We start from the raw sequence: 24,684 nt of genomic DNA, 5'->3' as shown, positions 1-24,684 counted from the left end.
GTGGCGTCGATCTCGGCCGGTCTCCGGCGCGATGGTCCGGCGCCGTTCCCGGGCAGTCTTCTGTCGCGCGACGGTTCGGGTGGGCGTTGACCCCCGACCGGTCTCCCGCGGCGCGGCGGGCTGGAATCGGCGTCGGTCCCGGCCGCGCGCAGCGTCGGCGTGCACTCTCGGCCCGCGGCGGTCGCACCGGCGCCCGGCTGTCACGGGCCGGCGACTGTCAGGGCAGAGACCAGCGCTGGCTCGCGGAGCCGCTGCACGACGTGACGGTGACGGCCGTGCCGGATGTGCGGCCCGCCGAAGGGTCGGTCAGGCAGTCGTTGTTCGACACGTTGATGAGCAGCTGCCCCGAGGCGCGCCACTGGGCCGTGGTGCGCCCGTCGCAGCTGACGATCTTGACGGACCGGTCGCCGACCACCAGGGCGCACTTGCCCAGCACCCGCAGCGTGCCGTCGGAGGCCAGCGTCCACGACTGAGCAGCGGTCTGGTTGCAGTCGTAGACCTGCACGTGGTTCCCGTCGACCGCAACCGCGCCGTTCAGGTCGAGACACAGCCCGTTCTGACCGCGGACCACGCCCGCCCGGTCGTCGGCGGGCGGCGCGGGCGCGAGCCCCTCCGGAGCCCGCGGGCTGTCGGTCCGGCTGCCCTCGGTCGGCTCCGGGCTCAGCGAGATCGGTTCCCCCGCCGTGGCGCTCGTCGAAGGCGCGACCGGCACGGCAGCGCTCGCCCCTGCAGAGCCCGGCGTACTGGGCGTCGCGCTCCCACTGCTGCTCGGCCCGCCCGGCGCGCCTGGCCCACCCAGCCCACCCGGCCCGCCGGGATTGCCCACCTCGCCCGCCGTCGCGCCCCCCGATGCGGACGGCGCAACCGCGCTGCTGGCCGCCGGCCCGGTCGCCGCCGGAATCGGCCCAGGCACCCCCGTGGCCACCGACGGCCGCACATCATCCCGCAGCGCCGCATACCCCGTGGCCGCCGCACCCAGCACCACTACGGCCGCCGCGCCCGCAAGCACGGCCAACCGCCGGCGTCGGTTCCCCGGTGCCACCGGCGCACCGTGCTTCCGCCGGAACGGCAGGTGCAGGATCGCCGTCGGCGCGTCATCACCGCCGACCGCGGACCCCGAACGCACTTCCCGTCCCGCGGCTGCAGGCCACTTCTGCGCCGCCCGCTTCCCGCCGGCCTCGTCGCCGTTCACAGTGCCGTCGTCCGAGGCGTCGGCCCCGGCGCCCGCGGTGGCATCGCCCGTGGCGTCGGCCCCGGCACCCGCGGTGGCATCGCCCGTGGCGTCGGCCCCGTCGTCGGCCGAGGCGGACTCGCGCAGCACGAACGGCCGCACGAGCAAAGGATCCTGCTCGTCGTTCAGGTCGCCGTCCGTCACGCTTCACCCGCCGCCATCGAGCCGCCAAGAGACGATCGGCCGCCCAACATACCCGCCTTGATCGCTTTCTCGGCCCGGACTGAACATCCGACTTTCCGCCCGTTGGGGCCGACAGGGCAGGGAACGGCCACGTCGGGTCGGTAGAGCGGCAGTCGATCGTTCGGCACCGGTCAGGCTCCACTGCGGAGGGTCGTCAGGATCACGCGTGAACCTACCTCCTTGATCGTTCAAGCGCGACACGGCGCCGCGACTCAGCGCTTCCAGAACGCCTTCCGCTCGGCACCACCCCCGGTCGTCGGCCCGGCCGGATCGGCAGGGGCCCCGCCCGCGGAAGCCGTCGTAGGGCCTCCTGCGGCGCCCGCAAAGGCAGTCAGCACGTCGGTCGCCGCCGTCCACTTCTCGGCCGTGGGCGCGTCGGACCGCAGCGTGGCCACCAGCTCCCGCAACGGGGCGAACTCCGCGGCGTCGAGCGACCCCACCAGCACGTCGAGGCGGCTGGCCAGGTCGTCCAGCAGCTCGCGGCGCTCCCAGTCGGGCAGCTCGGCGGCCTCGCGCAGCCGCCGGGCCTCGGTGGCAGCCAGCGCCCGCATGTCGTCGAGCGAGGGCGCACCGCCGGTGGCAGCGCGGGCCTTGGACGCCCGCATCATGGCCGGCGCCGCCCGGACACCCGGCCGGCGTGCGCGACCTCCCGCCGGGCTGGCGGCGGCGATGCCTCCGCCCGCGAACCCCGGGCCGGCCGCCGCGTCGAACCCCGAGCCGGCCGACGACTCGGCCGCGAAGGTCGAGAAGGGCCCGGACGGCGGGGGCGCGGCGGGCATCGGAGCGGACGCCAACTGGACCATCGCCGGGGCGTCCCAGGGCGACTCCCAGCCGTCGGGCAGCTCGACCGGCTGGGTGACGCGGCGGGTCTCGCCGCCCTCGTTGACCACCCGGCTGTCCACGGCCACGAATGCCGTGAACCGGCACAGCACCCCGTAGCGCAGCGACGTCGCCACGATGCGGTGCTCGAGCCCGTGGTCGCCCGCCGCGTACGCGTCCTCCAGGTCGCGCAGCCGCGCCCGCGCCCACTGCGCCTCGATCGCCGGCTCGGTGCGCTGCTGCACGGCCACCGCCGTACGGAACTCGCGGTCGTCGCGCGTGCGCCCGGTCACCACGAGCTCGCCCACCGGCCGGCCGGTGTAGCGCCCGCTCACCACCAGCGGAACACCCGGATAGAGCCCGGGCAGCCGCGCCGGCGACCGGTCGTCGTCGACCAGCGTGAGGCCCGTGGCGGTGACCCGCAGGTCGGTGACCGCGGGAGCACCGATGCGGCGGTGGATGTGCTCCATCGCCTCGTCGAGCCGGTCCTCGCTCTCGACCAGCTCGGCGCGGCCCGCGCCCAGCGCCGCGAGCCGCCCCAGGAAGCCCGCGTTGACCGCGCGGTCGATGCCGATCGTGTGGATGCGGGTGGTGCCGATCAGCGGCGTGACGTCGCGGACGATCTGGTCCTCGTTGCCGACCTGACCGTCGGTGACCAGCACGAGCACCCGGTCGCGGCCCTCACTCGCGCCCAGCAGGCGCAGCCCCTCGGTGAGCGGGCTCAGCAGCTCGGTGCCGCCGCGGGCGTCGGCCTTGGCGAGGTGCTCCACCGCGCGGAAGCGGTGCCGGTCGGTGGCCTCCGCCAGCCCGGCCGGCAGATCCTGCGGCCGGTCGACCTGGTGGTCGAAGGTCAGCACGGCGAACCGGTCGGCGCCGGTCAGCGTGTCGACCACCCGGGCCGCGGCGCGCCGGGCGGCGACCATCTTCCAGCCGCCCATGCTGCCCGAACGGTCGAGCAGCAGGACGACGTCCTTGGGCCGGGGCGCCGCGGACCCGGCCGGCGGCAGCACGACCAGCTGGTAGACGCCCTCGGGCTGCTCGGCGGTCTCGTCCGGCACCGCGATCGCGGTCTCGCCGCCGCCCGCGTAGGGCAGCCGCAGCACGAAGTCGCGGTTGGCGCGCTCGCCGGGCCCGATCGACAGCGTGCCGTCGCGGTCGACCACGGTGTGCAGGCTGGAGCGCACCTCGCCCAGCTCGAGGCCGGCCGGGTCGATCTCGACGGTGACGCCGAGCCGCAGCGGGTTGGGGAAGCCGGGCAGCAGCACCGGGGGAGTGATGCGCGAGGCGTCGGGCACGGCGTCGGTGTCGGGCGCCCAGCCGTCGCCGACCGACGTCCCTGACAGGGGCGTGCCGGGGATGTAGCGCGGCGCCACGACCAGCGGGAACCGGAACGTCGCCTCGCCGTCCTCGAACGGCAGCGGCCCCACCAGGCTCAGCTCGACCACGACGCGCTCGCCGGGGGAGATGTTGCCGACCCGCATCGTGAAGACGTCGGGCCGCTCCTCCTCGGCGATCGACGCGCGCTGCCCGGCCGCGATCGCGCGGTCGTACACCTCCCGGGCCTTTCCCCGCTCCTGGAGCTCGGCGGTGATCGTGCGGTCGTCGCAGGTCATCGTCATGCCGGTGACCGCGGCGCGGTCGGGCAGCGGGAAGATGTAGGTCGCCTCCAGCGCGACGTCGTGCACGTTGACGAACTCGGTGCGCACCACCGTGCGCGCGACCAGCCCGCTGATGCGGGCCCGCACGTCGAGACGGTCGAGCGGCAGCGCCCCGCGGTCGGTGCGCAGCGTGCCGAAGCCGGCGTCGGGCAGGATCCTGATGCGGCTGATCTCGCCGGGATCCATCGGGGTGACGGAGAAGGTCATGACGGACTCCCATCGATCGAGCCTTCGGCGAGCAGGCCTCGGGCGCTCAGCAGGTCGAGCAGGGGAACGGCGGCGGCGGTGATGTCGTCGCGGTCGCGGTCGGTCAGGGCGCCCGGCACGAGCAGCAGCACGCCACCACCGAGCGCCACGCCGGTGAACGGCTGGGTGGTCGTGGCGGTCCGGCGCGGCGATGCCTCGGCGGCCACGGGCGGCGGGGACGGGGCGGCCTCGGCGGGCCGGTCGGCCCAGAAGCGCGGACGCGGGGAGTGGTGCTCGAAGGTCTCCTCCTTGATCTCGATCAGGAGGCGGGGCGGCACCAGCGCGATGTCGGTCAGCGACGACGGTGAGATGCCGGTCAGCTCCTGCTGGATCTGCGCGAGCGTCTGCCCCTGCGCCTGCCGCCGCTTGATGGCGACGAGCTGTTGCAGGTGACGCGGGCCGTAGAGGGCGGAGCGGCCGCGCATGCCGAGCGGCTTGTCGACCAGTCCGATCGTCGTGTACCACCGGATGGCGCGCCGGTCGGGCACGTCGCGGACGCGACCGTTCGGAGCGCCGGGATATTCGGCCTCGAGGGCCTCCCGCACCCGTTCCACCAGCTCGTCGAGCGTCCACATGCCGACCACTCTGACACTGTCACCATGACACTGTCAATGAGGTATCGTGCTCCGGCATGCGACTCGTCAGCCTGTCCCACGTCAACGATCCCGCCACCACGAACCTCTACCCCGGCGACCCTCCCTTCGAGCTCGAGACGGTCGCGACCATCGAGAAGGACGGCTACTACCTGCGCCACGTGCGCGAGGGGGAGCACACCGGCACCCACTGGGGCGCGCCCGGGCACTTCAACGCGGGCGAGCCGCTGGCCGACGAGCTCGACCTGGCCGACCTCCACCTGCCGGCGGTCAAGATCGACGTACGCGAGCAGTGCGCGCGCGATCCCGACTACGCGGTCACCGTGGCCGACGTCGAGGTGTGGGAGCAGACGCACGGCCGCATACCCGACGGCGCCATGGTGATCATTTGGACCGGCTGGGACGCCAAGTGGGGCACGGCCGAGTTCACCAACGCCGGCCTCGACGACTCCCTGCGCCATCCCGGCTTCGCGGTCGAGACGGCGCGCTGGCTGATCGGCACGGGCCGCCTCGGGCGCCGCGGCGGCACGGGCACCGACACCTTCGGCCCCGACGTGGGCGCCGACGCGACGTACACGGTCTCCCACCTCGTCTATCGGGAGCACCGGATCAGCCTCGAGGTGCTCGCCAACCTCGAGGCGCTGCCCGCGACCGGCGCCCACATCCTCTGCGGCGGCCAGATCAACCGCGCGGGCTCCGGCTCGACCGCCCTGATCTACGGCCTGCTGCCCGAGGACCCGTCATGACCACCGCCCGGTTGCAGCACTCCGTTGGCCGTCAGCCGATAGGGCGCGTAGCGCGTCTCCTTCTCGGTCGGCTCGTCGTACGACACCACCGCGACGACCTTCGGGTACGAGGCCAGCCGCCGGAACTGCGAGACGGGCACGACGGCGACCCGGTTCGCACCGAGGCCGACCAGGCGCACGTGCCAGTCGTGCACGGGCGTCGGCGTGATCGCGGTGGGCGGCTTCCACCCGGCCAGCGTCGAGCCGTCGCTGAGCGTGCGCCCCGCGAGGGTCATCGTGCCGATGCGCCAGCCACCCTTGGCGACGGCGGCATCCGTCACGTAGCGAAGACCCAGCAGGACCGACTTCCCGGCGTACGCCCTGAGGTCGAAGGTGGTCGTGACGACCCCGTTGCTGGCGCCGGTCAGCCCCGGCCCGAGCGGCCCCGGCACGGTCCGGTCGCCCGTCACCGCGTGATAGGTCCGCCCGCCGTTGATCGAGATCATGACGTACGCGTAGTCGTGGCGCTCCTCGGCCGCATACGACGTCTCCAGCGCGAGCACCGGCGCGCCGGTCGGAACGGTGACCGGCCGCACGGCGTACGCGTCGAGGTTGTTGACGTTGCCCGAGAAGAGCGTGCCCCCGGCGATCGACCACCCGAGGGGCAGCGGGTCGAGGGTCTTGGCTCCCCGGAACGACAGGGAGGTGAGCGGCGTGGGCAACGGCACGTAATCCGCTCCGTTCGGCGCCGCGCCGGCCAGGTCGTACGCCGACTTGTTGCTCAGGTTGACCGACGAGCGCAGGCTCTCGGCCGTCACGCGGGCCGGGTCCACGCCCGACACGGTCCCGCCCGGCTCTCCCGCCACCGCGTCGACCAGCGTCATCAGCTGGAAGTCGTGCAGCACGTCGTACAGCGGCACCCCGGTGGGCAGCGCCGCCTGCACCGCCGCCAGCCCCTGGCGCAGGGGGTCGCGGTGCAGCATCGACACGGTTCCGACGCCGAAGCGGTCGCGCAGATAGAGCACGAACTGATACACGTTGCCGTAATCGGCGAGCACCTCGCTGGGCGCGCCCTCGTCCCACAGGTTCAGCGAGTTCTGCGGGCCTCCGCAGTCGCGGGGATTGGCGTTGTATCGGGTCTTCATGGGGCCGTAGCCCTGGTAACACATCAGGTGCGTGTCGTTGCCCGCGTCGTGCGCCGTCGCGCGGCCGTCCACATAGCCGGTCAGCGTCGACGCGAAGTCCGCGAGCCCCTCGTCGAGCCACGTCGTCTCCGCCGGGTCGGCGTAGTACTCGAGCAGGTGCTGCCATTCGTGGGCGAAGGTCGCCTCGTACATGCGGGGCCGCGCGGGCCGGCTGGTGCACAGGTCGTCGGTGGGGTCGTCGGCCGGCCGCGCGCCGAGCCGGTGCTTCCAGTCGTACGCGTCGATGGTCATCACGTTGCGGTCGAAGAGCTCGTTGAGCTCCTGCGAGAAGAACCCCGCGACGTAGGTGACCGCCTGGGGAAAGGTGAAGTAGTTGGCGTCGCGGACGTTGTCGACCAGCGTGACCGTCTTGTCGCCGTCCCCGGTGAAGTCGCCGTCCAACGTCGCGGCCGAGCCGTTGCGGTCCGGCGGCGTGCTGAAGACGGCCGTCTCCTTGGGATAGATCGTCTCGTCGAACTCCTTCACCAGTGCGGCGACGCTGGCCGGGGTGACCTCGATGGAGCCCTTGCGGCAGTCGGTGGCGGGAAAGGCGAGATCCTGCGCCACCCACACCTCGATGTGCTCGCCGATCGCCCGCAGCTGGTACTTCTTGCGGTACAGCTTGCCGGTGGTGTCGTCGAGCCCGAGCCACTCGCGGACCGTGCCGACCGGTGGCGTGGGCTTGGCCGCCGCACGCGAGCGGGGCCGCAGCGCGGGCGCCGAGTCCGGCAGGGGCTCACCTTCGAGCGTGAAGCGGGTCCGGGTGAGCTCGCGGACGTCCGACCGGGGCGACGCGGCGCTTCGCCCGCGCGCCTTGTCGGGCCGCGCCTGCGCGGGCTGCGCGTAGGCGGGCGGGGCCGTTGCGGGGCGTGTGGTGGTGGGCTGCGCGGTGGCTGGGACGGGCAGGGCGGCCATGGCGGGCAGGGCGGCGACCAGCACAAAGGCTGCAAATCGGGCGCGGCTCATGAAAGCGGACGCTACCCGCCAGGGGTTGCCGCGCGGCGGCTATTCGAAGAGCGAGTGGTCGCGTCCACCCTCGGCACGCCGTCGGGCGCGGCGGCGCAGCTGCACCACGACGATGTCGACGACGGCGACCGCGGCCCACGCGGCCAGCAGCCAGCCGGGCACGGTCCAGCCGGCGCGGAACAGCAGGATCGCCAGCACGGTGCAGACGACGAAGCCGAACGCGGCGAGGACGAGCCGCAGGTTGAGCGGGCTGTACGGCTTCTCGACCGTGCCGCGCCGGTCGGGCGGCTGGGCACCGATGGGCATGTGCCCGACGCTACCCGCCGCCCGGAGGCGCGCAAACCGGCAGGCGCTGCCTACGAGACCTCGCGCCGCAGCACCCGCCAGATGCCGAGCAGCAGCGGCAGCAGCACCCACACCGCGACGGACACGCCGAGCCGGGCGTACTCGTCGCCGGTCATGGCCGGATCCGACATCGCCATGGTGGTCCGGTTGATGTCCAGCCACCCGGCCGCGGTGTTCAGCGCCTTGATCGTCTCGCCGAGCACGGTCCAGACCATCGGCAGCGCGAAGAAGGTCACGATCGCCACCGCCGAGTTGAGCAGCAGCGCGCCGAAGCCGAGTCCCATCAGGACGAAGATCACCTGGAGGAGCAGGCCCTGCCAGATCAGCGAACCGGCGATGTCCCAGCCGCCGTCGCCGCCCAGCGCCGTGCCGAGCAGGTTGGCGGCGGCGGCGAGCACCAGGGTCGCCGCGGTGGACGCGGCCGCGATCAGCACGCCGGCGAGCAGCTTCGCCACGACCACGCGTTCGCGGGCGGGCACCAGCGTGAAGGTCGTGAGCGCGGTCCGCTGCGACCACTCGGCCGTCATCGACAGGATGCCGAGCACCGGCAGCAGCACCGAGGACGGCACCAGCCCGAAGGCGAAGAAGCCCTCGAAGGTGAGCTCCTCGTCGGGCGCCCAGCCGAGCATGATCGCCGAGGTGCCGAGCGTGGCGAGGCCGATGACGATCAGCAGCCAGAGCCCGGCGCGGGTGTCGGCGAGCTTGCGCAGCTCGATCAGCGTGAGCCGGCCGATCGGCACGGGCGGGCTGCTCACCCGTCGTACCTCGGGGGCCGGGGTTTCGAGAACGGCGGTCATCGGACGGCCTCCTTGACGGAATCGCCGGCGGTCAGGGTGAGGAACATCTGCTCGAGTCCGCCGGACCCGGCCGGGCGCAGCTCGAGCAGGATCAGGCCCGCGTCGGCGGCGACCCGGCCGATGGCCTCGGCCCCGGCCGGGACGACGACGCCCCCGTCGGTCGTCCTCGTCCCGGCCAGACCGGCGCGCTCCAGCGCCGCCCCGAGGGCCGCCGGGTCGGTGGCCCGCACGAGGGTGCCGGTCTGCGCGAGCAGCTCCGCCTTGTCGCCCTGCGCCACCACCTTGCCGGCGCCGATCACGACCAGCCGGTCGGCGACCGCCTCCACCTCGCGCAGCAGGTGCGAGGAGAGCAGCACGGTGCCGCCCCGGTCGGCGAAGTCGCGCAGCAGGCCGCGCATCCAATAGATGCCCTCGGGGTCCAGGCCGTTGGCCGGCTCGTCGAGGATCAGCACGGCGGGGTCGCCGAGCAGGGCCAGGGCCAGCCCGAGCCGCTGCCGCATGCCCAGCGAGTACGCGCGCACGCGGCGCTTGGCGGCCGTCGGGTTGAGGCCCACGCGGTCCAGCGCGCGGGGCACCTCGCGGGTGTCGAGGCCCATGGTCAGCGCGGCCAGCGTGAGGACCTCCCGGCCCGTACGCCCGGAGTGCTGCGCCGAGGCGTCGAGCAGCACACCGATCTCGCGCCCCGGGTTGCCGAGCCGGCGGTACGGCGTGCCGCCGACGCGCGCCGAGCCGGCCGTGGGCGGCGTGAGGCCGCAGATCATGCGCATGGTGGTGGACTTGCCGGCGCCGTTCGGGCCGAGGAACCCGGTCACCGTGCCGGGTTCGCAGGTGAACGACACGTCGTCGACGGCGGGATGGGCGCCGTACCTCTTCGAGAGATGTTCGACCGTGATCATGCTCCTCAGCGTGCCGGGAGCGGCCGGTGGGCCGCGTCGTCCGGAGGTCGGTGGCCGCGAACCTTGGTAGGGCCCGAGCACCGACTTTGGTAGGTATCGGGCCCCGCCGGCCGGCCGTAGAGTCGGCTCGTGGGACTGAAGCCCGAATACCGCTGGTTGCTGCCGGCCGCGTACGAGACCGCGGCGTCGGCCCGTCGCTCCACGCGCGACTGGTGCGTCGACGCGCTGTGCTTCGTGATCGGCTACGGCTTCTGCCTGCTCGTCACGTACGACCTGCTGACCCCGGAGTTCGTCTTCGTGCCCGAGTGGGCGAACACCCCGCCGTGGCTGGCGTGGCTCGACTTCGCCGTCGGCACCGTCATCGGCATCGGGCTGTGGTGGCGCCGGGGCCCGTTGCTGATCCCGTTGGCGATCCTCTGTGCGTTCGCCTCGATCTTCGCCGTGGCGGCCGGGCCCGCCTGTCTCATCGTGCTGTTCACGGTGGCCGTGCACCGGCGGTTCGGGGTCCTGGCCGTCTTCGCGACGATCACGCTCGCCACCAACGCGGTGTTTCCGCTGCTGCGGCCCGAGGTGCCGGAGGACTACCTGCAGACGATGGGCTGGGGCGCGGCGGCCATCACCATCGTCTGCCTGTGGGGCATGGTGATCCGGTCGCGGCGGCGGCTGGTGCACTCGCTGCGCGACCGGGCCGAGCGTGCCGAGGCCGAGCAGCAGCTGCGCGTCGCCCAGGCCCGCTCGGTCGAGCGCAACCGCATCGCCCGCGAGATGCACGACGTGCTCGCGCACCGCATCTCGCTGCTGAGCCTGCACGCGGGCGCGCTCGAGATCAAGCCGGGCGCCACGCCCGAGGAGGTCGCGCGGGCGGCCGGGGTGATCCGCGCGAGCGCCCACCAGGCGCTGCAGGACCTGCGCGAGGTGATCGGCGTGCTGCGGACCGACCAGTCCGACGGCGCTCCCGAGCCGCCGCAACCCACGCTGGGCGCCCTGCCCGCGCTGGCCGAGGAGTCGCGCGCCGCGGGCGTCAAGGTGACCCTCGACGTGCGGATCGAGCCCGCGAGCGTGCCGGAGGGAGCGGGTCGTACGGCCTACCGCATCGTGCAGGAGGGGCTGACCAACGCCCGCAAGCACGCCCCGGGCACGGCCGTGCGGGTCGACGTGGCCGGTTCGGCCGGCGCCGGGCTGGTCATCGACATCCGCAACCCGTGGCCGGTCGGCGGCGCGTCCGGCGGCATCCCCGGCACCGGCACCGGGCTGATCGGCCTGACCGAGCGGGCCATGCTGGCCGGTGGCCGCCTCACCCACGGCCGCACCCCGCAGAACGAGTTCGCCGTGACCGCCTGGCTGCCCTGGCCCCAGGACGCGGAGACCCCCGAGCGCGCGGCGGCAGCGGCGTGAGCGCATCCGGCGGTCCGGGCCAGCAATCGGCTGGCGGGGAATCGGTGGGGGAGGAATCGGTGGGCGGCGCGGGTTCGATGGGCGCTGGGCCGGTGGGCGCGGGATCGGTGGGCGGCGCGGGATTGGTGGACGGAGCGGGATCGGTGAGCGTGGGGCCGGCGGGTGCGGGATCGGCGGGCGCGGAGGAGAGCGCGGCGGTTCGGGTGCTCGTCGTGGATGACGATGCGCTGGTGCGGGCCGGGCTCAGCATGATCCTGTCGGCGGCGCCGGACGTTGCGGTCGTGGGGGAGGCGGCCGACGGGGCAGAGGTGCCGGGGGCGGTGTCGCGGCATCGGCCGGACGTCGTGCTGATGGACATTCGCATGCCGCGGGTCGACGGGCTGGCCGCCACCGAGACGTTGCGGGCGCGGCCGCGGGCGCCGGAGGTGATCGTGCTGACGACGTTCGACGCGGACGAGTACGTGTTGCGGGCGCTGCGGGCGGGGGCCAGCGGGTTTCTGCTCAAGGACACGCCGCCGGCCGAGATCCTGCGGGCGGTGCGGCGGGTGGCGGCCGGGGAGGCGATGCTGTCGCCGACCGTGACGCGGCAGCTGATCGCGCACGTGGCGGCGCCGGCCCCGGTGTCGCAGACCCGCGCGGCCGGCAAGCTCGACCGGCTCAGCGAGCGCGAGCGTGAGGTGGCGCTGGCGCTGGCCCGGGGCTGCTCCAACGCCGAGATCGCCGCTGCCCTGCACATGTCGCTCGCCACGGTGAAGGCCCACGTCTCCCGGCTGCTGGTGAAGCTCGAGCTGAACAACCGCGTGCAGGTCGCGATCCTCGTCCACGACGCCGGCCTGGTCTGACCACCAGCAGTGCTGCGCGGGCAGCAGGGACTAGCGGGCGGGGGAGAGGGGCCAGAGGGGCTCCTCGGCGAGGCGTTCGGATTCGCGGAGGGCGCGCAGGATGTTGCGGTTGGCGAGTTTGGCCAGGTCGTCGTCGGACCAGCCGCGGCCGGAGAGTTCGGTGAGCAGCAGGGGGTAGGAGGCTACGTCGCCCATGCCGTCGGGGAGCTCCACCGTGCCGTCGTAGTCGCCGCCCAGGCCGATGTGGTCGACGCCGGCCACGTCGCGGGCGTGCTCGACGTGGTCGGCCACCTGAGCGACCGTCACGGGCGGGCGGGGGTTGGCGGCCACCCAGGCGGCGAACTCGGGCACGGTGATGGGATCGGGGCCGGGCCAGTCGGGCTGCGACGCCGGGTCCTCGCCGGGGCGGGGAGCGCGCGGCCAGTCGGCGGGGCGGGGCGGCGGGCCCAGGCGCTGCCACTCGGCGTCCGCGGCGGCCGACCAGGCGCGGGACTCGGCGGAGAGGAACGGCGCGACGAAGGTCAGCTGGATGACGCCGCCGTTGTCGCGCAGGCGGGACAGCACGTCGTCGGGGACGTTACGCGGGTGGTCGTGCAGGGCCCGCGCGCTCGAGTGGCTGAAGATGACGGGGGCGACGGCGACGTCCAGGGCGGCGTGCATGGTCACGGGCGCCACGTGGGAGAGGTCGACCAGCACGCCGATGCGCTGCATCTCGCGGACGATCGCCCGGCCCTCGTCGTTGAGGCCGCCGACCTGCGGCTCGCGCGCGGCGGAGTCGGCCCACGAGGTGTTCTCGTTGTGGGTGAGCGTCACGTAGCGCACGCCGAGGCGGGCGAACGACCGCAGCACGCCCAGCGAGGTCGCCAGGCTGTGCCCGCCCTCGATGCCGATCAGCGAGGCGATCCGCCCGCCGGCGATGGCCCGCTCGACGTCGTCGGCGCTGTACGCGATGGCGAGGTCGCCGGGATGGGCCGCCGCCATCCGGTACACGGCGTCGATCTGTTCCATCGTCGCCACGACCGCCTCGGGCTCGCCCAGGTCGCCGGGCACGTACACCGACCAGAACTGCCCGCCGACCCCGCCGGCCCGCAGCCGCGGCAGGTCCGTCTGCAGCTCGGGACGGGGCCGGTCGAGGCCCTCGACCCGGTATCCGAAGCGTCCGCGCAGCTGCATGGGCAGGTCGTTGTGCCCGTCGATGATCGGCTCCATTCCCCCTGGCTACCGGGGTCGGAGCGGAAACGCAAATCCGGCCGACTTGAGGAAAACGGCACCGGCAACCCGACCGCACCGGCACGGGCACCGGGGCCGCACCTGCCGTCCCGGAATCTTCTTCCCATGCCCGGCCGACAAGCGGCCGGACAGCGGGGGGAGATTCGCCAGTGCGTAGCTCGAAGCTGCGGAAGTACTCGGTTCTGACCGCGGTGCTGGCCGGCACGGCCGGCGTCACCGCGCTGGGCCCGGCGCAGGCCGAGGCCGCCGGCGCGACGCTGCGGATCGCGGCCGGCGACGACGCGTACGTCTCGAGCGCCCGCCCCACCGCCGTCTTCGGCGCCGAGACCAAGCTGGTGGCGGGGGTCGCCGGCAACGAGACCAAGACCTCCTTCCTCAAGTTCGCCGTCCCGGCCGGCACCCGCGTCGCGGGCGCCCGGCTGAACCTGACCGCGCAGGCGAGCACCGCCAGCACCGTCACCGTGCGCCGCGTGCTCGCCACCGCCTGGACCGAGGGCAAGCTCACCGCGGCCACCGCTCCGGCGCTCGGCACGGTGCTGAGCAGCGCGGTCCCCGGCGCGACCCTCAGCGTCGACCTGGGCAAGGTCGTCACCGGCCCGGGCACGTACGCCTTCGCCCTGTCCTCGACCGGCGCGGCCGTGCGCTTCCAGTCGGCCGAGGCGACCAGCGGCGCCCCGGTCCTCGAGGTCACCACGCAGGGCGACGTGTCCCCGCCCGTGCCGGCGGCGAACAAGGACTGCGTCACCGGTGCCAAGCTCGTGCCCAGCTGCGGCGTGCTGTGGGGGGCGGCGGCGGGCGGTTTCACCGACGCGCCGCGCGACCAGGCCCTGCGCGACTGGGAGAAGCTCAGCGGCCGCACCTCGACGATCTTCCACACCTACCACAAGGGCGACGAGGTCTTCCCGACCAAGTCCGAGATCGCGATGACCGCCGAGGCCGCGGCCCCGCGCGTGCTGCTGACCAACTGGAAGATCGCGTACGGCTCCTCCTGGGCCAAGGTCGCCAAGGGTGAGCAGGACAAGCGCATCGACGCGTTCGCCGCGCGCGCCAAGGCGTACGGCAAGAAGTTCTTCCTGGTGCTCAACCACGAGCCCGAGAACGACGTGGTCGCTCACGCCGGCTCGGGCTGGGAGGCCAAGGACTTCGCCGCGATGTACCGGCACACGATCCTGCGCCTGCGCGCCCAGGGCGTGACCAACGTCGTCAACGTGCTCGCCTACATGGGCAACGAGAAGTGGATGGCGCAGTCGTGGTGGAAGGACCTCTACCCCGGTGACGAGGTCGTCGACTGGATCGGCCTGGACTCGTACGTGAGCGCCGAGCCCGGCTACTACCACTACGGCAAGTTCAACGACCTGCTCGACCGCGCCCCGACCGGCGGCGGCCTCGGCTGGTACGCCTGGGCGACCACCCAGCACGCGAGCAAGCCGATCATGGTTGCCGAGTGGGGCGCCTACCACCGCGTCGGCAAGATCGCGGAGAAGGCGCCGGTCTACAACAGCGTGCTGGCCGAGCTCGCGAAGCGCCCGGGGATCAAGGCGATCGTGTACTTCGACACCAAGCACGACGACGAGGGCGACCGCGACATCAGCATCAACAGCACCGCCACGGCGCTCGCGGCGTTCAAGAAGCTCGCCGCCGACCCGATCTTCAAGGTGAAGCTGGGCTGAGGGGTGCCCCGCGGTGCTCGCGGGGCGCAAGACACTGCGGAGCTTGCGAAAGGAGCCTCCCGTACGGCCCGGGTTTCCGTAGCGTGAATGCGGCGCCGGACGACGCGGAAGGGAGGCCCACCATGGCCAAGAAGTCCAAGAAGGACAAGAAGAAGGACAAGAAGAACAAGAAGAAGAAGTAGGTCATCTTCTTCGCGCGGCGGCCCTCCCGGTGGAGGGCCGCCGCATTTCGTTGCGCCGGATGTCTCAGATGACCGGCCGCCGGCCCGATTCTGCTGCATGGAGCAGCCGTGGAGCGGGAGGGAATGCGATGACGTTCGGCGCGACAACCCTCCTCACCGCGCTCGCCGCCGCCGGTGTCGCCGTGGCCGCGGTCCGCGTGGTCACCCGTCGTAGTGGCGGCACCCGTACCGCCTGGATCGGCCTCGGCGTCGGCGCCCTGGCCGAGGCCCTGGGCATCGTCTTCGAGAGCCTGCTGCCACCCAGCGCCGGCCACGTCGTGATGGTCGCCGTCGTCCTCGCCAGCCTCTTCGCCGTGCCGCAGCCGCGGCGGTCCGCCCTCACCAAGCTGCGCGGGCTGGTCGACGCGCTGCTGGTCGCGTTCTCGCTGCTGCTCACCAGCTATCAGGTGGTGGTGCACCCGGCGCAGCAGGCGGGCGTGCCGTTCCTGATCGCGCTGCCGATCGCCGACGTGCTGCTCGCGACCGTCGCCGTCACGGCCCTGACCCGCTGGCACCGCGGGTATCCCGGTTCGGGCACGCTCGTGCTGGTCAGCGCGGGGCTGATGCTCATCGCGATCGCGGACAGCTTCGGCGTACGGCTGGTCGCGGAGAACGCCACGGCTTGGTCCGCGGTGCCGGAGCTCGGCATGGTCGCCGGCTACGGGCTGCTGCTGCTCGCCGGCCTCCGCGCCGCGGCCATGGGCGAGCTCGGCAACGAGGAGCCGGACGCCGCGTCGCTGGCGCTGCGGGAGACGCCGGGCCTGCTGATCCCGTACGTCGCGGTGCTGGCCGCCGTCGCCTCGGGCACGTTCTGGCTGGCGTCCGGGCAGGCGGTGCACACGCCGCTGTTCAGCCTGTGCCGGTCCGCGTCGATCGCGCTGATCGTGCTGCGCGGCATCATCCTCGTGCTCGCCAACCGCCAGCTGGCCCGGCGGCTCGAGGAGCGGGTCACCGGCCGCACCGCCGAGCTCGCCGACCGCGAGCAGCGGTTCCGCGCGCTCGTCGAGCAGAGCTCCGAGTCGCTGGCCATCCTGGAGGCCGACTCGACCGTACGGTTCCAGAGCTCGTCGATCGAGCGGACCTTCGGCTTCCCCGCCTCCGCGCTGATCGGCCGCCGGCTGCTCGACGTCGTCGGCGACCGGGCCGCGGCGACCATCCGCGCCGCGATCGACGACGTCGTGCGCGGCGGCGGCACTACCACGTTCGAGGTCGAGCTGCCCCACCGCGACGGGACCCGGCACCCGGCGGAGATGACCGTCACGAACCTGCTGGACGACCCGTACGTCCGGGGTCTGGTCTTCAACACCCGCGACCTCAGCGACGCCCGCAACCTGCAGGACCAGCTGCGCCACGAGGCGCACCACGACGCGCTCACCGGGCTGGTCAACCGCACGCTGTTCCGCGAGCGGCTGGCCGCGGCGGTCGAGCGCGAGCTGGTCGCCGTGCTCTTCCTCGACCTCGACGGCTTCAAGGAGGTCAACGACAGCCTCGGGCACGCCGCCGGCGACGAGCTGCTCGTGCAGGTCGCCGGGCGGCTGCGCGAGGCGGCGCCCCCGCCGTACGCGGTGGCGCGTCTGGGTGGCGACGAGTTCGCGGTGCTCATCGAGTCGCCGGACGCCCGCTCGGACGCCGAGGCGCTCGCCGCCCGCATCCTGGAACGCCTCGACGAACCGTTCCGGCTCGACGGCCGCGACCTGCACGTGGGCGCCGGCATCGGCATGGCCTGCGCGAGCGACGCCGGCGACATCGAGCAGCTGCAACGCAACGCCGACCTGGCCATGTACAAGGCCAAGGAGGCCGGCGGCGGGGTGTTCGCGGCGTACGACCCGGCGATGCACGACGCGCTGATGCAGCGGCTGTCGCTCGCCGACGACCTGCGGCTCGCGCTCGACCGCGACGAGCTGCTGCTGCACTACCAGCCCACGGTGGACCTGGCCACCGGCGAGATCGTCGGCTTCGAGGCGCTGGTGCGCTGGCTGCACCCCACCCGCGGGATGGTGCCGCCGCTGGACTTCATCGGGGTCGCCGAGTCGACCGGCCTGATCGTGCCGCTCGGCCGGTGGGTGCTGGCCGAGGCGTGCCGCCAAGCGGTCGCGTGGGGCCGCCCGCTCAAGATGGCCGTGAACGTCTCGGTGCGCCAGTTCGAGGCGGGCGACCTCGCCGCCACGGTGGCCGAGGTGCTGGCCGAGACCGGCATGCCGGCCGACCAGCTGGTCCTCGAGATGACCGAGAGCGTGCTGCTGACCGACACCGACGAGAACCTCGCGCGGATCGTCGGGCTCAAGGCGCTGGGCGTCATGCTCGCGATGGACGACTTCGGCACCGGCTACTCGTCGCTGGCCTACCTGCGCCGCTTCCCGATGGACGTACTCAAGATCGACCGCTCGTTCGTCGACCGCCTCGACACCGGCGACGCCGAGGACGTGGCCCTGGTCCGCACGATCGTGCGCCTGGGACAGCGCTTCGGCATGGCGACCGTCGCCGAGGGCATCGAGACCGCCACCCAACTGGCCGCGCTGCGCGAGATGGGCTGCGACCACGCCCAGGGCTACTTCCTGTCCCGCCCGCTGCCCGCCGCCGAGGCCGCCGCGACGCTGCGCTCCCCGGTCCCGGCTTGATCGCCGCGGGCGTGCGTCCATAGGGCACGATGGGCCCATGTCCCTGGGCGATGCGGAACAGCTGCGTGCGGTCGTCGCCGATCTGGAGGCCGTGGCCGCCCCCGCCCGGGAGCCGTCGTTCGCCGAGACGCTCGACGCCGTGACCCGTACGACGGAAGGCTTCGCCGCCGCGTGGTGCGGGATGAACGTCACCGAGTACGCGTCCTGGTACTTCAGCAGCTTCTCCCCGCCGCCGGCCAACACGCCGTTCTCGGACGTCATCGAGGGCACCGGCGGGAACAGCACGGACACCGTGCTGCGCGACCGCTTTTTGAAGGCCGAATGGCGCAACTTCACCCGCGACGAGGTGCAGGAGGCGATCCTGCGCGCCGCGGGCGACGTCGACCTGGCGCCGCTGCGCACCGCGGCGCGCGACGCCCGGCGGACGCTCACGGACGCACGGTGGGCGGTCCTCTCGCTGCTGTCGGCCGGCGACGACGCGTTCCTGGCCGACCTGCGCCAGGCGGTCGAGGGCATCAAGCCGCCGACCGTCGACGAGCTTGTCAACCGGCACCTGGAGGAGCGTCGCCGGGCCCTCGCCACCGACCTCAGCATGGCGGGCCGGGCGCTGCGGGCCGCGCCGCACGAGGAGATGCTGTTCCAGGTGCAGGCGATCCACGCGGTGTTCGCCGCCGTCGAGGAGCTCATCGTGCTCGCGAGCCGCGCCGCCGTCCACCTGGTGCGGCTGGCCGAGCGCCCGGCCGCCGCCGCCGGCCGCCAGCTGGGCACCCACGTCTTCATCGGCCACGGCCACTCGCCGCTGTGGCGCGACCTCAAGGACTTCGTCGTCGAACGGCTGCACCTGCCCTACGACGAGTTCAACCGCGTGCCGATCGCCGGCACCACCAACATCGACCGCCTGGCGCAGATGCTCGACAACGCGGCGGTGGCGTTCCTGCTGCTGACCGCCGAGGACGAGCACGCCGACGGCTCGCTCATGGCGCGGCAGAACGTCATCCACGAGGCCGGGCTGTTCCAGGGCCGGCTCGGCTTCTCCCGCGCGATCATCATGATCGAGGAGGGCTGCGAGTCCTTCTCCAACGTCGACGGGCTCGGCCAGATCCGCTTCCCGCGCGGCGACCTGCGCGCCACCTTCGAGACCGTCCGCCAGGTGCTCGAACGCGAGGGCCTGCTCGCCGGCTGAGCGTCAGGAGCCCTCGCGGGCGTGCGGGATGCGCCGGTCGCGCACCGCCCGGTCCAGCTCGGCGAGGATCGTCTGCGGGCTGGTCTGCAGGTGCGGGTGCTGCTCGAGCACCTCCATCTCGGGCAGCGTGAGGTCGCGCACCACGAGGACCGCACCGCTCGCGCCGGTGTACTTCACCAGCAGCACCCGGCCCAGCCGCACACACGCGTGCGGGATCGTGCTGAGCGCCTCGATCAGCGCGATCGCGGCCTGGGTCTCGTACCCGTCGCCGGCCGCGCCGGCCCGCAGGTCGTTGTCGCGCACCAGCTGCAGCGCCCGCTCGAGGCGCACGACCCGGTCCTGCATCTGCGTCTGCAGCAGGTCGGTGGCGACCCGCGTCTTGGCGCGCCGGAAGATCGACCCCGGGTGACGTTCGACCTCGACGGGCGTCCGGTGCCCGAGCCAGACCGCCAGGTCGTCGACCACCTTGAACACCTGGTCGGACTCGGTCTCGTCCTCGGTGTCGAGATAGACGTCGACCGGCACCTCCGGCGCGGGCGCCAGCTCGCGGGCCACCTCCCACAGCTCGGCGAACAGCTGCACCGCGTCCGTCACCCGTTCGGCGGTGAGCACCAGGCGGGTCTCGGCCACCTGCGCGAGGTGCGGATCGGCGGTGGTGGGCGTGGTCTCGTACGCGAGGATGTCGTCGAACACGATGAGGTCGCGCACCTGCACGCGCAGCGGGATGGGGATCGCCGACCGGTCGAGCAGGCGCACCTCGATGCCCATCTGGCGCTGGTCCTCGTAGGCCTGGCGCAGCTCCGAGTCGAGCTCCATCATGGTGCCGTCGAGCACGAAGATGCGGCGGACCCGGCGCCCGGCCATGACGGCGCGGCGCTGCGCGTCGAGGTAGCGCTGCCCGAGCTCGCTGTACCAGAGACCGTGGTCGACCGCGGCGAGCGTGATGCCGTCGATGCTCGCGGCGGCCTGCTGGGTGAGCCCGAGCAGCCAGTCGCGGTCCTCGCCGTAGTAGGTGACCGTGCCGCCCTCGGCGAGCTGCTTGAGCAGGTCGGCCGTCTCCTTGAGCTTGGCCTGGGCGAACTGGTGGACGATCGGCGGCGAATCGGAGGTGAAGGCTGCGGCGTTGCGCACGAGCTGGGCGACCAGGTCGGTGCGCAGGCCGGACGCCTCGATCTGTCCGAAGAGGGTGGTCGCCTCGCTGATGTCGGTGAACGTGTCGCCGATGAGCCGCCGCACCCCGGCGACGCCGTCCTGCTCGAGGCGCTCGATCGTGTTCAGCCGCTGCTCGAGGTCGAGCAGGAACCCGGCCAGCAGCGCGATGCCGCCGACGACCACGGCGAGCAGGAAGCACGTCGCGAGGTCCACACCGACCAGGTAGGCGATCAGATAGGTGAGCCCGCCGGTGACCGCGGCGGGCAACGCCGTGCGCGCGAGCGCCGACCCGTGCCGTGCCGGGCGGCGCGCCATTTCGCCCATCGCCCACCACCTCCCGCATGCCGGTGGTCAATTGCATCCCACCAACTATCGTGGCGCAATACCGGGAGTGCGGGATTGCTGACAATGAGCGACGGTGGCGGGGTCCGGCGTTGCCGCGCCGGGCCCCGCCCTCGCGGTCAGCGGCCCTGGAGGCGCTTCACGTTGTCGCCGAAGGTCCAGCCCTGGGAACCGTCCCAGTTGATCGACCAGGTCATCAGGCCCTTGAGGCCGGGGACGCTGTTCCACGCCCGGGTGACCAGCGCGGGCGTCAGGTAGCCGCCGCCGGCGCCCGGCTGGGCCGGGAGACCCGGGACCTGCTTCTCGTACGGGATCCGGATCGTCGTGCCCTGGATCGTCAGGCCGTTGTTGAGGCACTGCGTCTGCACGGTGAAGCCCTGCACGGTGCCGGCCGCGTACGAGTCGCCGGAGCAGCCGTACATGGAGCCGTTGTAGTACTGCATGTTCAGCCACCACAGGCGGCCGTTGTCCAGGTACCTCTTGATGATCGGCAGGTACGAGCCCCAGATCGAGCCGTACGTGACCGAGCCGCCGGTGACGTACGCGGTCTCCGGCGCCATGGTCAGCCCGAAGCCCGCCGGCATCGCGGCGAGCACGCCGTCGATGATGCGGATCAGGTTGGCCTGCGAGGTCGACAGCGTGCCGATGCTGCCGCTGCCGCTCAGGCCGGTCTCGATGTCGATGTCGATGCCGTCGAAGTTGTACTGCTTGAGGATCGGCACGATGGTGGCGACGAACCGGTCGGCGACGGCGGCGGAGCTCAGGTCGACGCCCGCGGTTGCGCCGCCGATCGACATCAGCACCGTGGCGCCGGCCGCCTTGGCCGCGCAGATCTCGGCCGCCGTGGGCACCTTGACGCCGGCGTCCATGCCGTTCTCCCACAGCACCGTGCCGTCCGAGCGGATCACCGGGAACGCCGCCATCAGCACGTTGTAGCCGTGCTGGGTGATGCGGCCGTCGTTGATCGGGATCCAGCCCAGGCCGGGGTGCACGCCGTTGGACGCGCCGTCCCAGTTCTCCCAGTAGCCCTGCAGCACCTTGCCGGCCGGGCGGCCCTTCACCGCGCAGGTGGCGCCGGTCGGCGGGGTCGTCGGTGGGGTGGTGGGCGGCGTCGTGGCCGGCGGCCGGGTGGTGGGCGGCGTCGTGGGCGGGGTCGTTGTCGGCGGCGGGGTGGTGGCCGGCGGGGTGGTGGCGCCGCCGGTGCAGGCGCCGAGGTCGCGCCACAGCGACGGCGTGGAGGCCGGGTTCCAGCCCGCGCCGACGTGCGCGGTGTGCGTCACGAGCGCCTGGTAGAGGTGCGCGCCGTACGTGACCTGCTGGCCCGCGGTGTAGCTGGGGCCCTCCGTCCAGGTGACCGAGGAGCACGTCACCGCGGCGGACGCGGTGCCCCCGCCGGCGACCGCGACGGCGAACGCCCCGGAGGCCACTGACAGCGCTGCGGCCAGCGCCAGCAATCGACGACGGACACCCATGGCGACTCCTCCGATGCGTATGTGACCCGCGTTACGCCCATCATGGAGTTCACACCTATAAATATCAAGGGTTCTTAACAGTCAGCGGCAGCTCCAGGTAGGCGGCGTATTTCCCGAGGGCGTCCGCGGCCGCGGCGTGATCGTCCGGGGTGAAGGCGACGAGCGGCTGCACGGTGACGGTGACGCCCTTGCGGGTGAGCGTGCGGGTCCAGGTCGCCACCACCCGACCGGCGCGCACGAGCGTCGACCGGAAGACCCCGTTGCCGCCCGGGATGATCGCCGCGAGGTCGTCCGCCGACGCCATCAGCGACCGGTCCTTGTAGCCCAGCAGGTATTCGTCGAACCCGGGAAGCGCGAGCCAGCCGCCGGCGTCCGGGGTCGTCCCGCCGTCGAGGGCGGCGGTGGCGGCGATCATCTCGGCGCCGTCGACGTCCACGGTGGTCAACTGGTCGCCGGCGACGGCGATGCCCGTGCGGCAGTCGGTCATCGTGAGGCCCGTCCAGCCCGCGAAGTCCTTGCGGGAGGCGGGGCCGTGGCTGCGGAAGTAGCGCAGCGCGATGATGCCCAGCGCCTCCTCGCGGGACGGCCGCCGGGGCTCGGGCACCCACTCGTCGAGCAGCACGAACGTCTGCTCCTTGCCGACGTGCGGCGCGATCGCGGTCACCGCGCGCTGGGACGCGTACCACAGCAGGTGGTATCCGCGCTGACCGGTGACCTCGACGCCGCCGTCGACCATCGCGGCCAGGCACTGCGAGCGGGTGAGCCGCCCGCCGCCCGCGAGCGCCGATCCGAGCACGTCGACCGCGCGGTCCACCGTGCTCTCGTCGAGCCCCAGGGTCTCGCGGCGCTTGGTCGCGCCGGCCAGGGCCCGCACGCCCATCAGCTCGAGCATCCAGTGGGCGTCGGCCGCGGGCACGAAGTGGACGGTGCCGCGCATGGGCCACGTACGCAGGACGGATCTCTCCTCGAGCGCGGCGTTCACCGAGGCGAGGGTGGCGCCCGGCACGCGCGCGCCGAGCGACCACAGACCGCTGTTCACGTCTTGAGCCTGCATCGCGCCGAACCACTCGACGGTCCCGGCCACGGTCGGGAAACCGTTGCCGCGCAGCAGCAGGCTGCTCATCCGTAGCCCCAGGGCCGTCGACGCATCCATGCCGACGACCCTAGAGCCCGGGTCCGACAAAAACCGCGGAACTCAGCGGCCGCGCTGCGACCGGTACAGCTTGATCAGGTTGTTCGTCGACGAGTCGTCGTCGGTGTCCGGCGCGGACGACGAGGTCAGCTTGGGCGCGAGCTGGTTGGCCATCACCTTGCCGAGCTCGACGCCCCACTGATCGAACGAGTTGATCTGCCAGATCGTGCCCTGGGTGAACGTGATGTGCTCGTAGAGAGCGATCAGCTGGCCGAGCACCGCCGGTGTCAGCGAGGGCGCGATGATCGTCGTTGTCGGGTGGTTGCCCTGCATCACCCGGTGCGGCGCGATCTCCGGGTCGGTGCCCTCGGCGAGCACCTGGTCGAGCGTGCGGCCGAACGCCAGCGCGCCGGTCTGGGCGAAGAAGTTCGACATGAACAGGTCGTGCATCTCGCCGATGTCGTGGTTGGGCTTGCTGAACCCGATGAAGTCGGCCGGGATCATCTTGGTGCCCTGATGGATGAGCTGGTAGAACGCGTGCTGGCCGTTGGTGCCGGGCTCGCCCCAGAACACCTCGCCGGTCTGGAACGTCGCGGGCGAGCCGTCCAGCCGTACGGACTTGCCGTTGCTCTCCATCGTGAGCTGTTGCAGGTAGGCCGCGAACCGGTGCAGATATTGCGAGTACGGCAGGATCGCGTGCGACTGCGCGCCGAGGAACGTGTCGTACCAGACGTTGAGCAGGCCCAGCAGCGCCGGCACGTTGGACTCGAGCGGCTGGGTGCGGAAGTGCTCGTCGACGGTGTGGTAGCCGCCGAGCATGTCGGCGAACTGCTCCTTGCCGATCGCGATCATGACGGACAGGCCGACCGCGGAGGGCAGCGAGTAGCGCCCGCCCACCCAGTCCCAGAAGCCGAACATGTTCTCGGTGTCGATGCCGAAGTCCGAGACCCGCTGGGCGTTGGTGCTGACCGCCACGAAGTGCTTGGCCACCGCGGACTGGTCGCCGCCCAGGCCCTTGAGCAGCCAGTTGCGCGCCTCGGTCGCGTTGGTGAGCGTCTCCTGCGTGCCGAAGGTCTTGGACACGACGACGAACAGCGTGGTGGCCGGGTCGAGGTCGTGCGTCTTCTCGTAGAGATCCGTGGGGTCGATGTTGGAGATGAACCGGCACTCGATCTCGGGCGACTTGAAGGCCTTCAGAGCCTCGTACGCCATGACGGGGCCCAGGTCGGAGCCGCCGATGCCGATGTTGACGACCGTCCGGATGCGCTGCCCGGTGTGCCCGGTCCACTCGCCGGAGCGCACCCGGTCGCTGAAGCCGCCCATGCGGTCGAGCACCTCGTGCACCTGGGCCACCACGTCCTGCCCGTCGACGACCAGGTGCGCGTCGCGGGGCAGGCGCAGCGCGGTGTGCAGCACGGCCCGGTCCTCGGTGACGTTGATGTGCTCGCCGGCGAACATCGCGCCGATCCGCTCCCGCAGCCCGGCCTTCGCGGCCAGCGCCAGCAGCGCGCTGAGCACCTCGTCGGTGACCAGGTTCTTGCTGTAGTCGACGGTGAGGTCGCCCACCTGCGCGGTGAGGCGCTCGGCGCGCGCCGGGTCGCCGGCGAAGAGCTCGCGCAGGTGCACGGCGCCGAACTTCTCGGCGTGACCCTGCAGCGTCTGCCACTCGGTGGTGTCGGAAACGTGTTCGCTCATTGTCCTAGTCTCTTCCTCGAACCCGGACTCTCGTCCTCATCCTGGCACGAATCGGCTCACGGCAACGGCGACGCTGGGGAGATCACCAG

18 protein-coding genes are annotated in these 24,684 nt (G+C 72.7%); 6 read left to right on the top strand and 12 right to left on the bottom strand.

The annotated features are described in order from the left end of the window. Nucleotides 1-217 precede the first annotated feature (217 nt). The 3 genes from ACSNN8_RS22520 to ACSNN8_RS22510 form a co-directional block, all read right to left on the bottom strand. Complete coding sequence (locus ACSNN8_RS22520) at nucleotides 218-1,375, bottom strand: ricin-type beta-trefoil lectin domain protein (RefSeq protein WP_436651252.1); 1,158 nt, start codon at nucleotides 1,373-1,375, stop codon at nucleotides 218-220. Between the two features lie 251 nt (nucleotides 1,376-1,626). Further along, nucleotides 1,627-4,098 (bottom strand): VIT domain-containing protein, encoded by a 2,472-nt coding sequence (locus ACSNN8_RS22515; protein ID WP_436651251.1) that lies wholly within the window; start codon nucleotides 4,096-4,098, stop codon nucleotides 1,627-1,629. After that, the gene (locus tag ACSNN8_RS22510; RefSeq protein WP_436651250.1) at nucleotides 4,095-4,712 is read right to left on the bottom strand and encodes a MerR family transcriptional regulator; all 618 of its coding nucleotides are present in this window, start codon (nucleotides 4,710-4,712) and stop codon (nucleotides 4,095-4,097) included. The genes ACSNN8_RS22515 and ACSNN8_RS22510 overlap by 4 nt, the downstream gene beginning before the upstream one ends. 56 nt (nucleotides 4,713-4,768) lie before the next feature. Between ACSNN8_RS22510 and ACSNN8_RS22505 the strand changes: the two genes are divergently transcribed. Next, the gene (locus ACSNN8_RS22505) at nucleotides 4,769-5,476 is read left to right on the top strand and encodes a cyclase family protein (protein ID WP_436651249.1); all 708 of its coding nucleotides are present in this window, start codon (nucleotides 4,769-4,771) and stop codon (nucleotides 5,474-5,476) included. Here the strand turns inward: ACSNN8_RS22505 and ACSNN8_RS22500 are convergent. The 4 genes from ACSNN8_RS22500 to ACSNN8_RS22485 are packed head-to-tail and all read right to left on the bottom strand — an operon-like array spanning nucleotide 5,446 to nucleotide 9,643. Beyond that, nucleotides 5,446-7,605 (bottom strand): peptidase M6 immune inhibitor A, encoded by a 2,160-nt coding sequence (locus tag ACSNN8_RS22500; RefSeq protein ID WP_436651248.1) that lies wholly within the window; start codon nucleotides 7,603-7,605, stop codon nucleotides 5,446-5,448. The genes ACSNN8_RS22505 and ACSNN8_RS22500 overlap by 31 nt on opposite strands. A gap of 39 nt (nucleotides 7,606-7,644) precedes the next feature. Beyond that, on the bottom strand, nucleotides 7,645-7,911 hold the full coding sequence (locus tag ACSNN8_RS22495; protein WP_436651247.1) for a hypothetical protein: 267 nt from the start codon (nucleotides 7,909-7,911) through the stop codon (nucleotides 7,645-7,647). 50 nt (nucleotides 7,912-7,961) lie between these two features. Further along, nucleotides 7,962-8,747: an ABC transporter permease gene (locus ACSNN8_RS22490; protein ID WP_436651246.1), complete on the bottom strand. Its 786-nt coding sequence runs from the start codon at nucleotides 8,745-8,747 to the stop codon at nucleotides 7,962-7,964. Continuing rightward, entirely contained in the window at nucleotides 8,744-9,643 is a 900-nt protein-coding gene (locus ACSNN8_RS22485) for an ABC transporter ATP-binding protein (protein ID WP_436651245.1), read from the bottom strand. Before ACSNN8_RS22485 ends, ACSNN8_RS22490 begins: the two co-directional genes overlap by 4 nt. 129 nt (nucleotides 9,644-9,772) lie before the next feature. Between ACSNN8_RS22485 and ACSNN8_RS22480 the strand changes: the two genes are divergently transcribed. Both ACSNN8_RS22480 and ACSNN8_RS22475 read left to right on the top strand, forming a co-directional pair. After that, complete coding sequence (locus ACSNN8_RS22480; RefSeq protein WP_436651244.1) at nucleotides 9,773-11,038, top strand: histidine kinase; 1,266 nt, start codon at nucleotides 9,773-9,775, stop codon at nucleotides 11,036-11,038. Nucleotides 11,039-11,115: 77 nt separating this feature from the next. Beyond that, the gene (locus ACSNN8_RS22475; protein WP_436651969.1) at nucleotides 11,116-11,880 is read left to right on the top strand and encodes a response regulator; all 765 of its coding nucleotides are present in this window, start codon (nucleotides 11,116-11,118) and stop codon (nucleotides 11,878-11,880) included. A gap of 30 nt (nucleotides 11,881-11,910) precedes the next feature. Here the strand turns inward: ACSNN8_RS22475 and ACSNN8_RS22470 are convergent, their stop codons facing one another. Then, complete coding sequence (locus ACSNN8_RS22470) at nucleotides 11,911-13,089, bottom strand: dipeptidase (RefSeq protein ID WP_436651243.1); 1,179 nt, start codon at nucleotides 13,087-13,089, stop codon at nucleotides 11,911-11,913. Nucleotides 13,090-13,259: 170 nt separating this feature from the next. Here ACSNN8_RS22470 and ACSNN8_RS22465 point away from each other — a divergent pair, with 170 nt between their 5' ends. The 3 genes from ACSNN8_RS22465 (at nucleotide 13,260) to ACSNN8_RS22455 (ending at nucleotide 18,802) form a co-directional block, all read left to right on the top strand. Next, a complete protein-coding gene (locus ACSNN8_RS22465; RefSeq protein ID WP_436651242.1) occupies nucleotides 13,260-14,780 on the top strand; it encodes a CBM96 family carbohydrate-binding protein in 1,521 nt (506 codons plus the stop codon). A 310-nt stretch (nucleotides 14,781-15,090) separates the two neighbouring features. Continuing rightward, nucleotides 15,091-17,619 carry a putative bifunctional diguanylate cyclase/phosphodiesterase gene (locus ACSNN8_RS22460; protein WP_436651241.1) on the top strand — a complete coding sequence of 843 codons (2,529 nt, stop codon included), beginning with the start codon at nucleotides 15,091-15,093 and terminating at the stop codon, nucleotides 17,617-17,619. 37 nt (nucleotides 17,620-17,656) lie between these two features. Continuing rightward, entirely contained in the window at nucleotides 17,657-18,802 is a 1,146-nt protein-coding gene (locus ACSNN8_RS22455; protein ID WP_436651240.1) for a TIR domain-containing protein, read from the top strand. Between the two features lie 3 nt (nucleotides 18,803-18,805). Here the strand turns inward: ACSNN8_RS22455 and ACSNN8_RS22450 are convergent, their stop codons facing one another. The 4 genes from ACSNN8_RS22450 to pgi all read right to left on the bottom strand — a co-directional run bounded on the left by ACSNN8_RS22450 (nucleotide 18,806) and on the right by pgi (nucleotide 24,595). Then, entirely contained in the window at nucleotides 18,806-20,278 is a 1,473-nt protein-coding gene (locus ACSNN8_RS22450) for a DUF6879 family protein (protein WP_436651239.1), read from the bottom strand. A gap of 137 nt (nucleotides 20,279-20,415) precedes the next feature. Next, nucleotides 20,416-21,768 (bottom strand): glycosyl hydrolase family 18 protein, encoded by a 1,353-nt coding sequence (locus tag ACSNN8_RS22445; protein WP_436651238.1) that lies wholly within the window; start codon nucleotides 21,766-21,768, stop codon nucleotides 20,416-20,418. A gap of 64 nt (nucleotides 21,769-21,832) precedes the next feature. Beyond that, entirely contained in the window at nucleotides 21,833-22,921 is a 1,089-nt protein-coding gene (locus tag ACSNN8_RS22440) for a winged helix DNA-binding domain-containing protein (RefSeq protein ID WP_436651237.1), read from the bottom strand. 42 nt (nucleotides 22,922-22,963) lie between these two features. Beyond that, the gene (gene pgi, locus ACSNN8_RS22435) at nucleotides 22,964-24,595 is read right to left on the bottom strand and encodes a glucose-6-phosphate isomerase (protein WP_436651236.1); all 1,632 of its coding nucleotides are present in this window, start codon (nucleotides 24,593-24,595) and stop codon (nucleotides 22,964-22,966) included. Between the last annotated feature and the right edge of the window lie 89 nt (nucleotides 24,596-24,684).

The organism is Actinoplanes sp. URMC 104 (assembly GCF_051386375.1).
In the GTDB taxonomy this organism is placed as follows: Bacteria; Actinomycetota; Actinomycetes; order Mycobacteriales; family Micromonosporaceae; genus Actinoplanes.
Note: the sequence above shows the minus strand (reverse complement) of the source record. Positions and strands in the feature narration are given on the sequence as shown.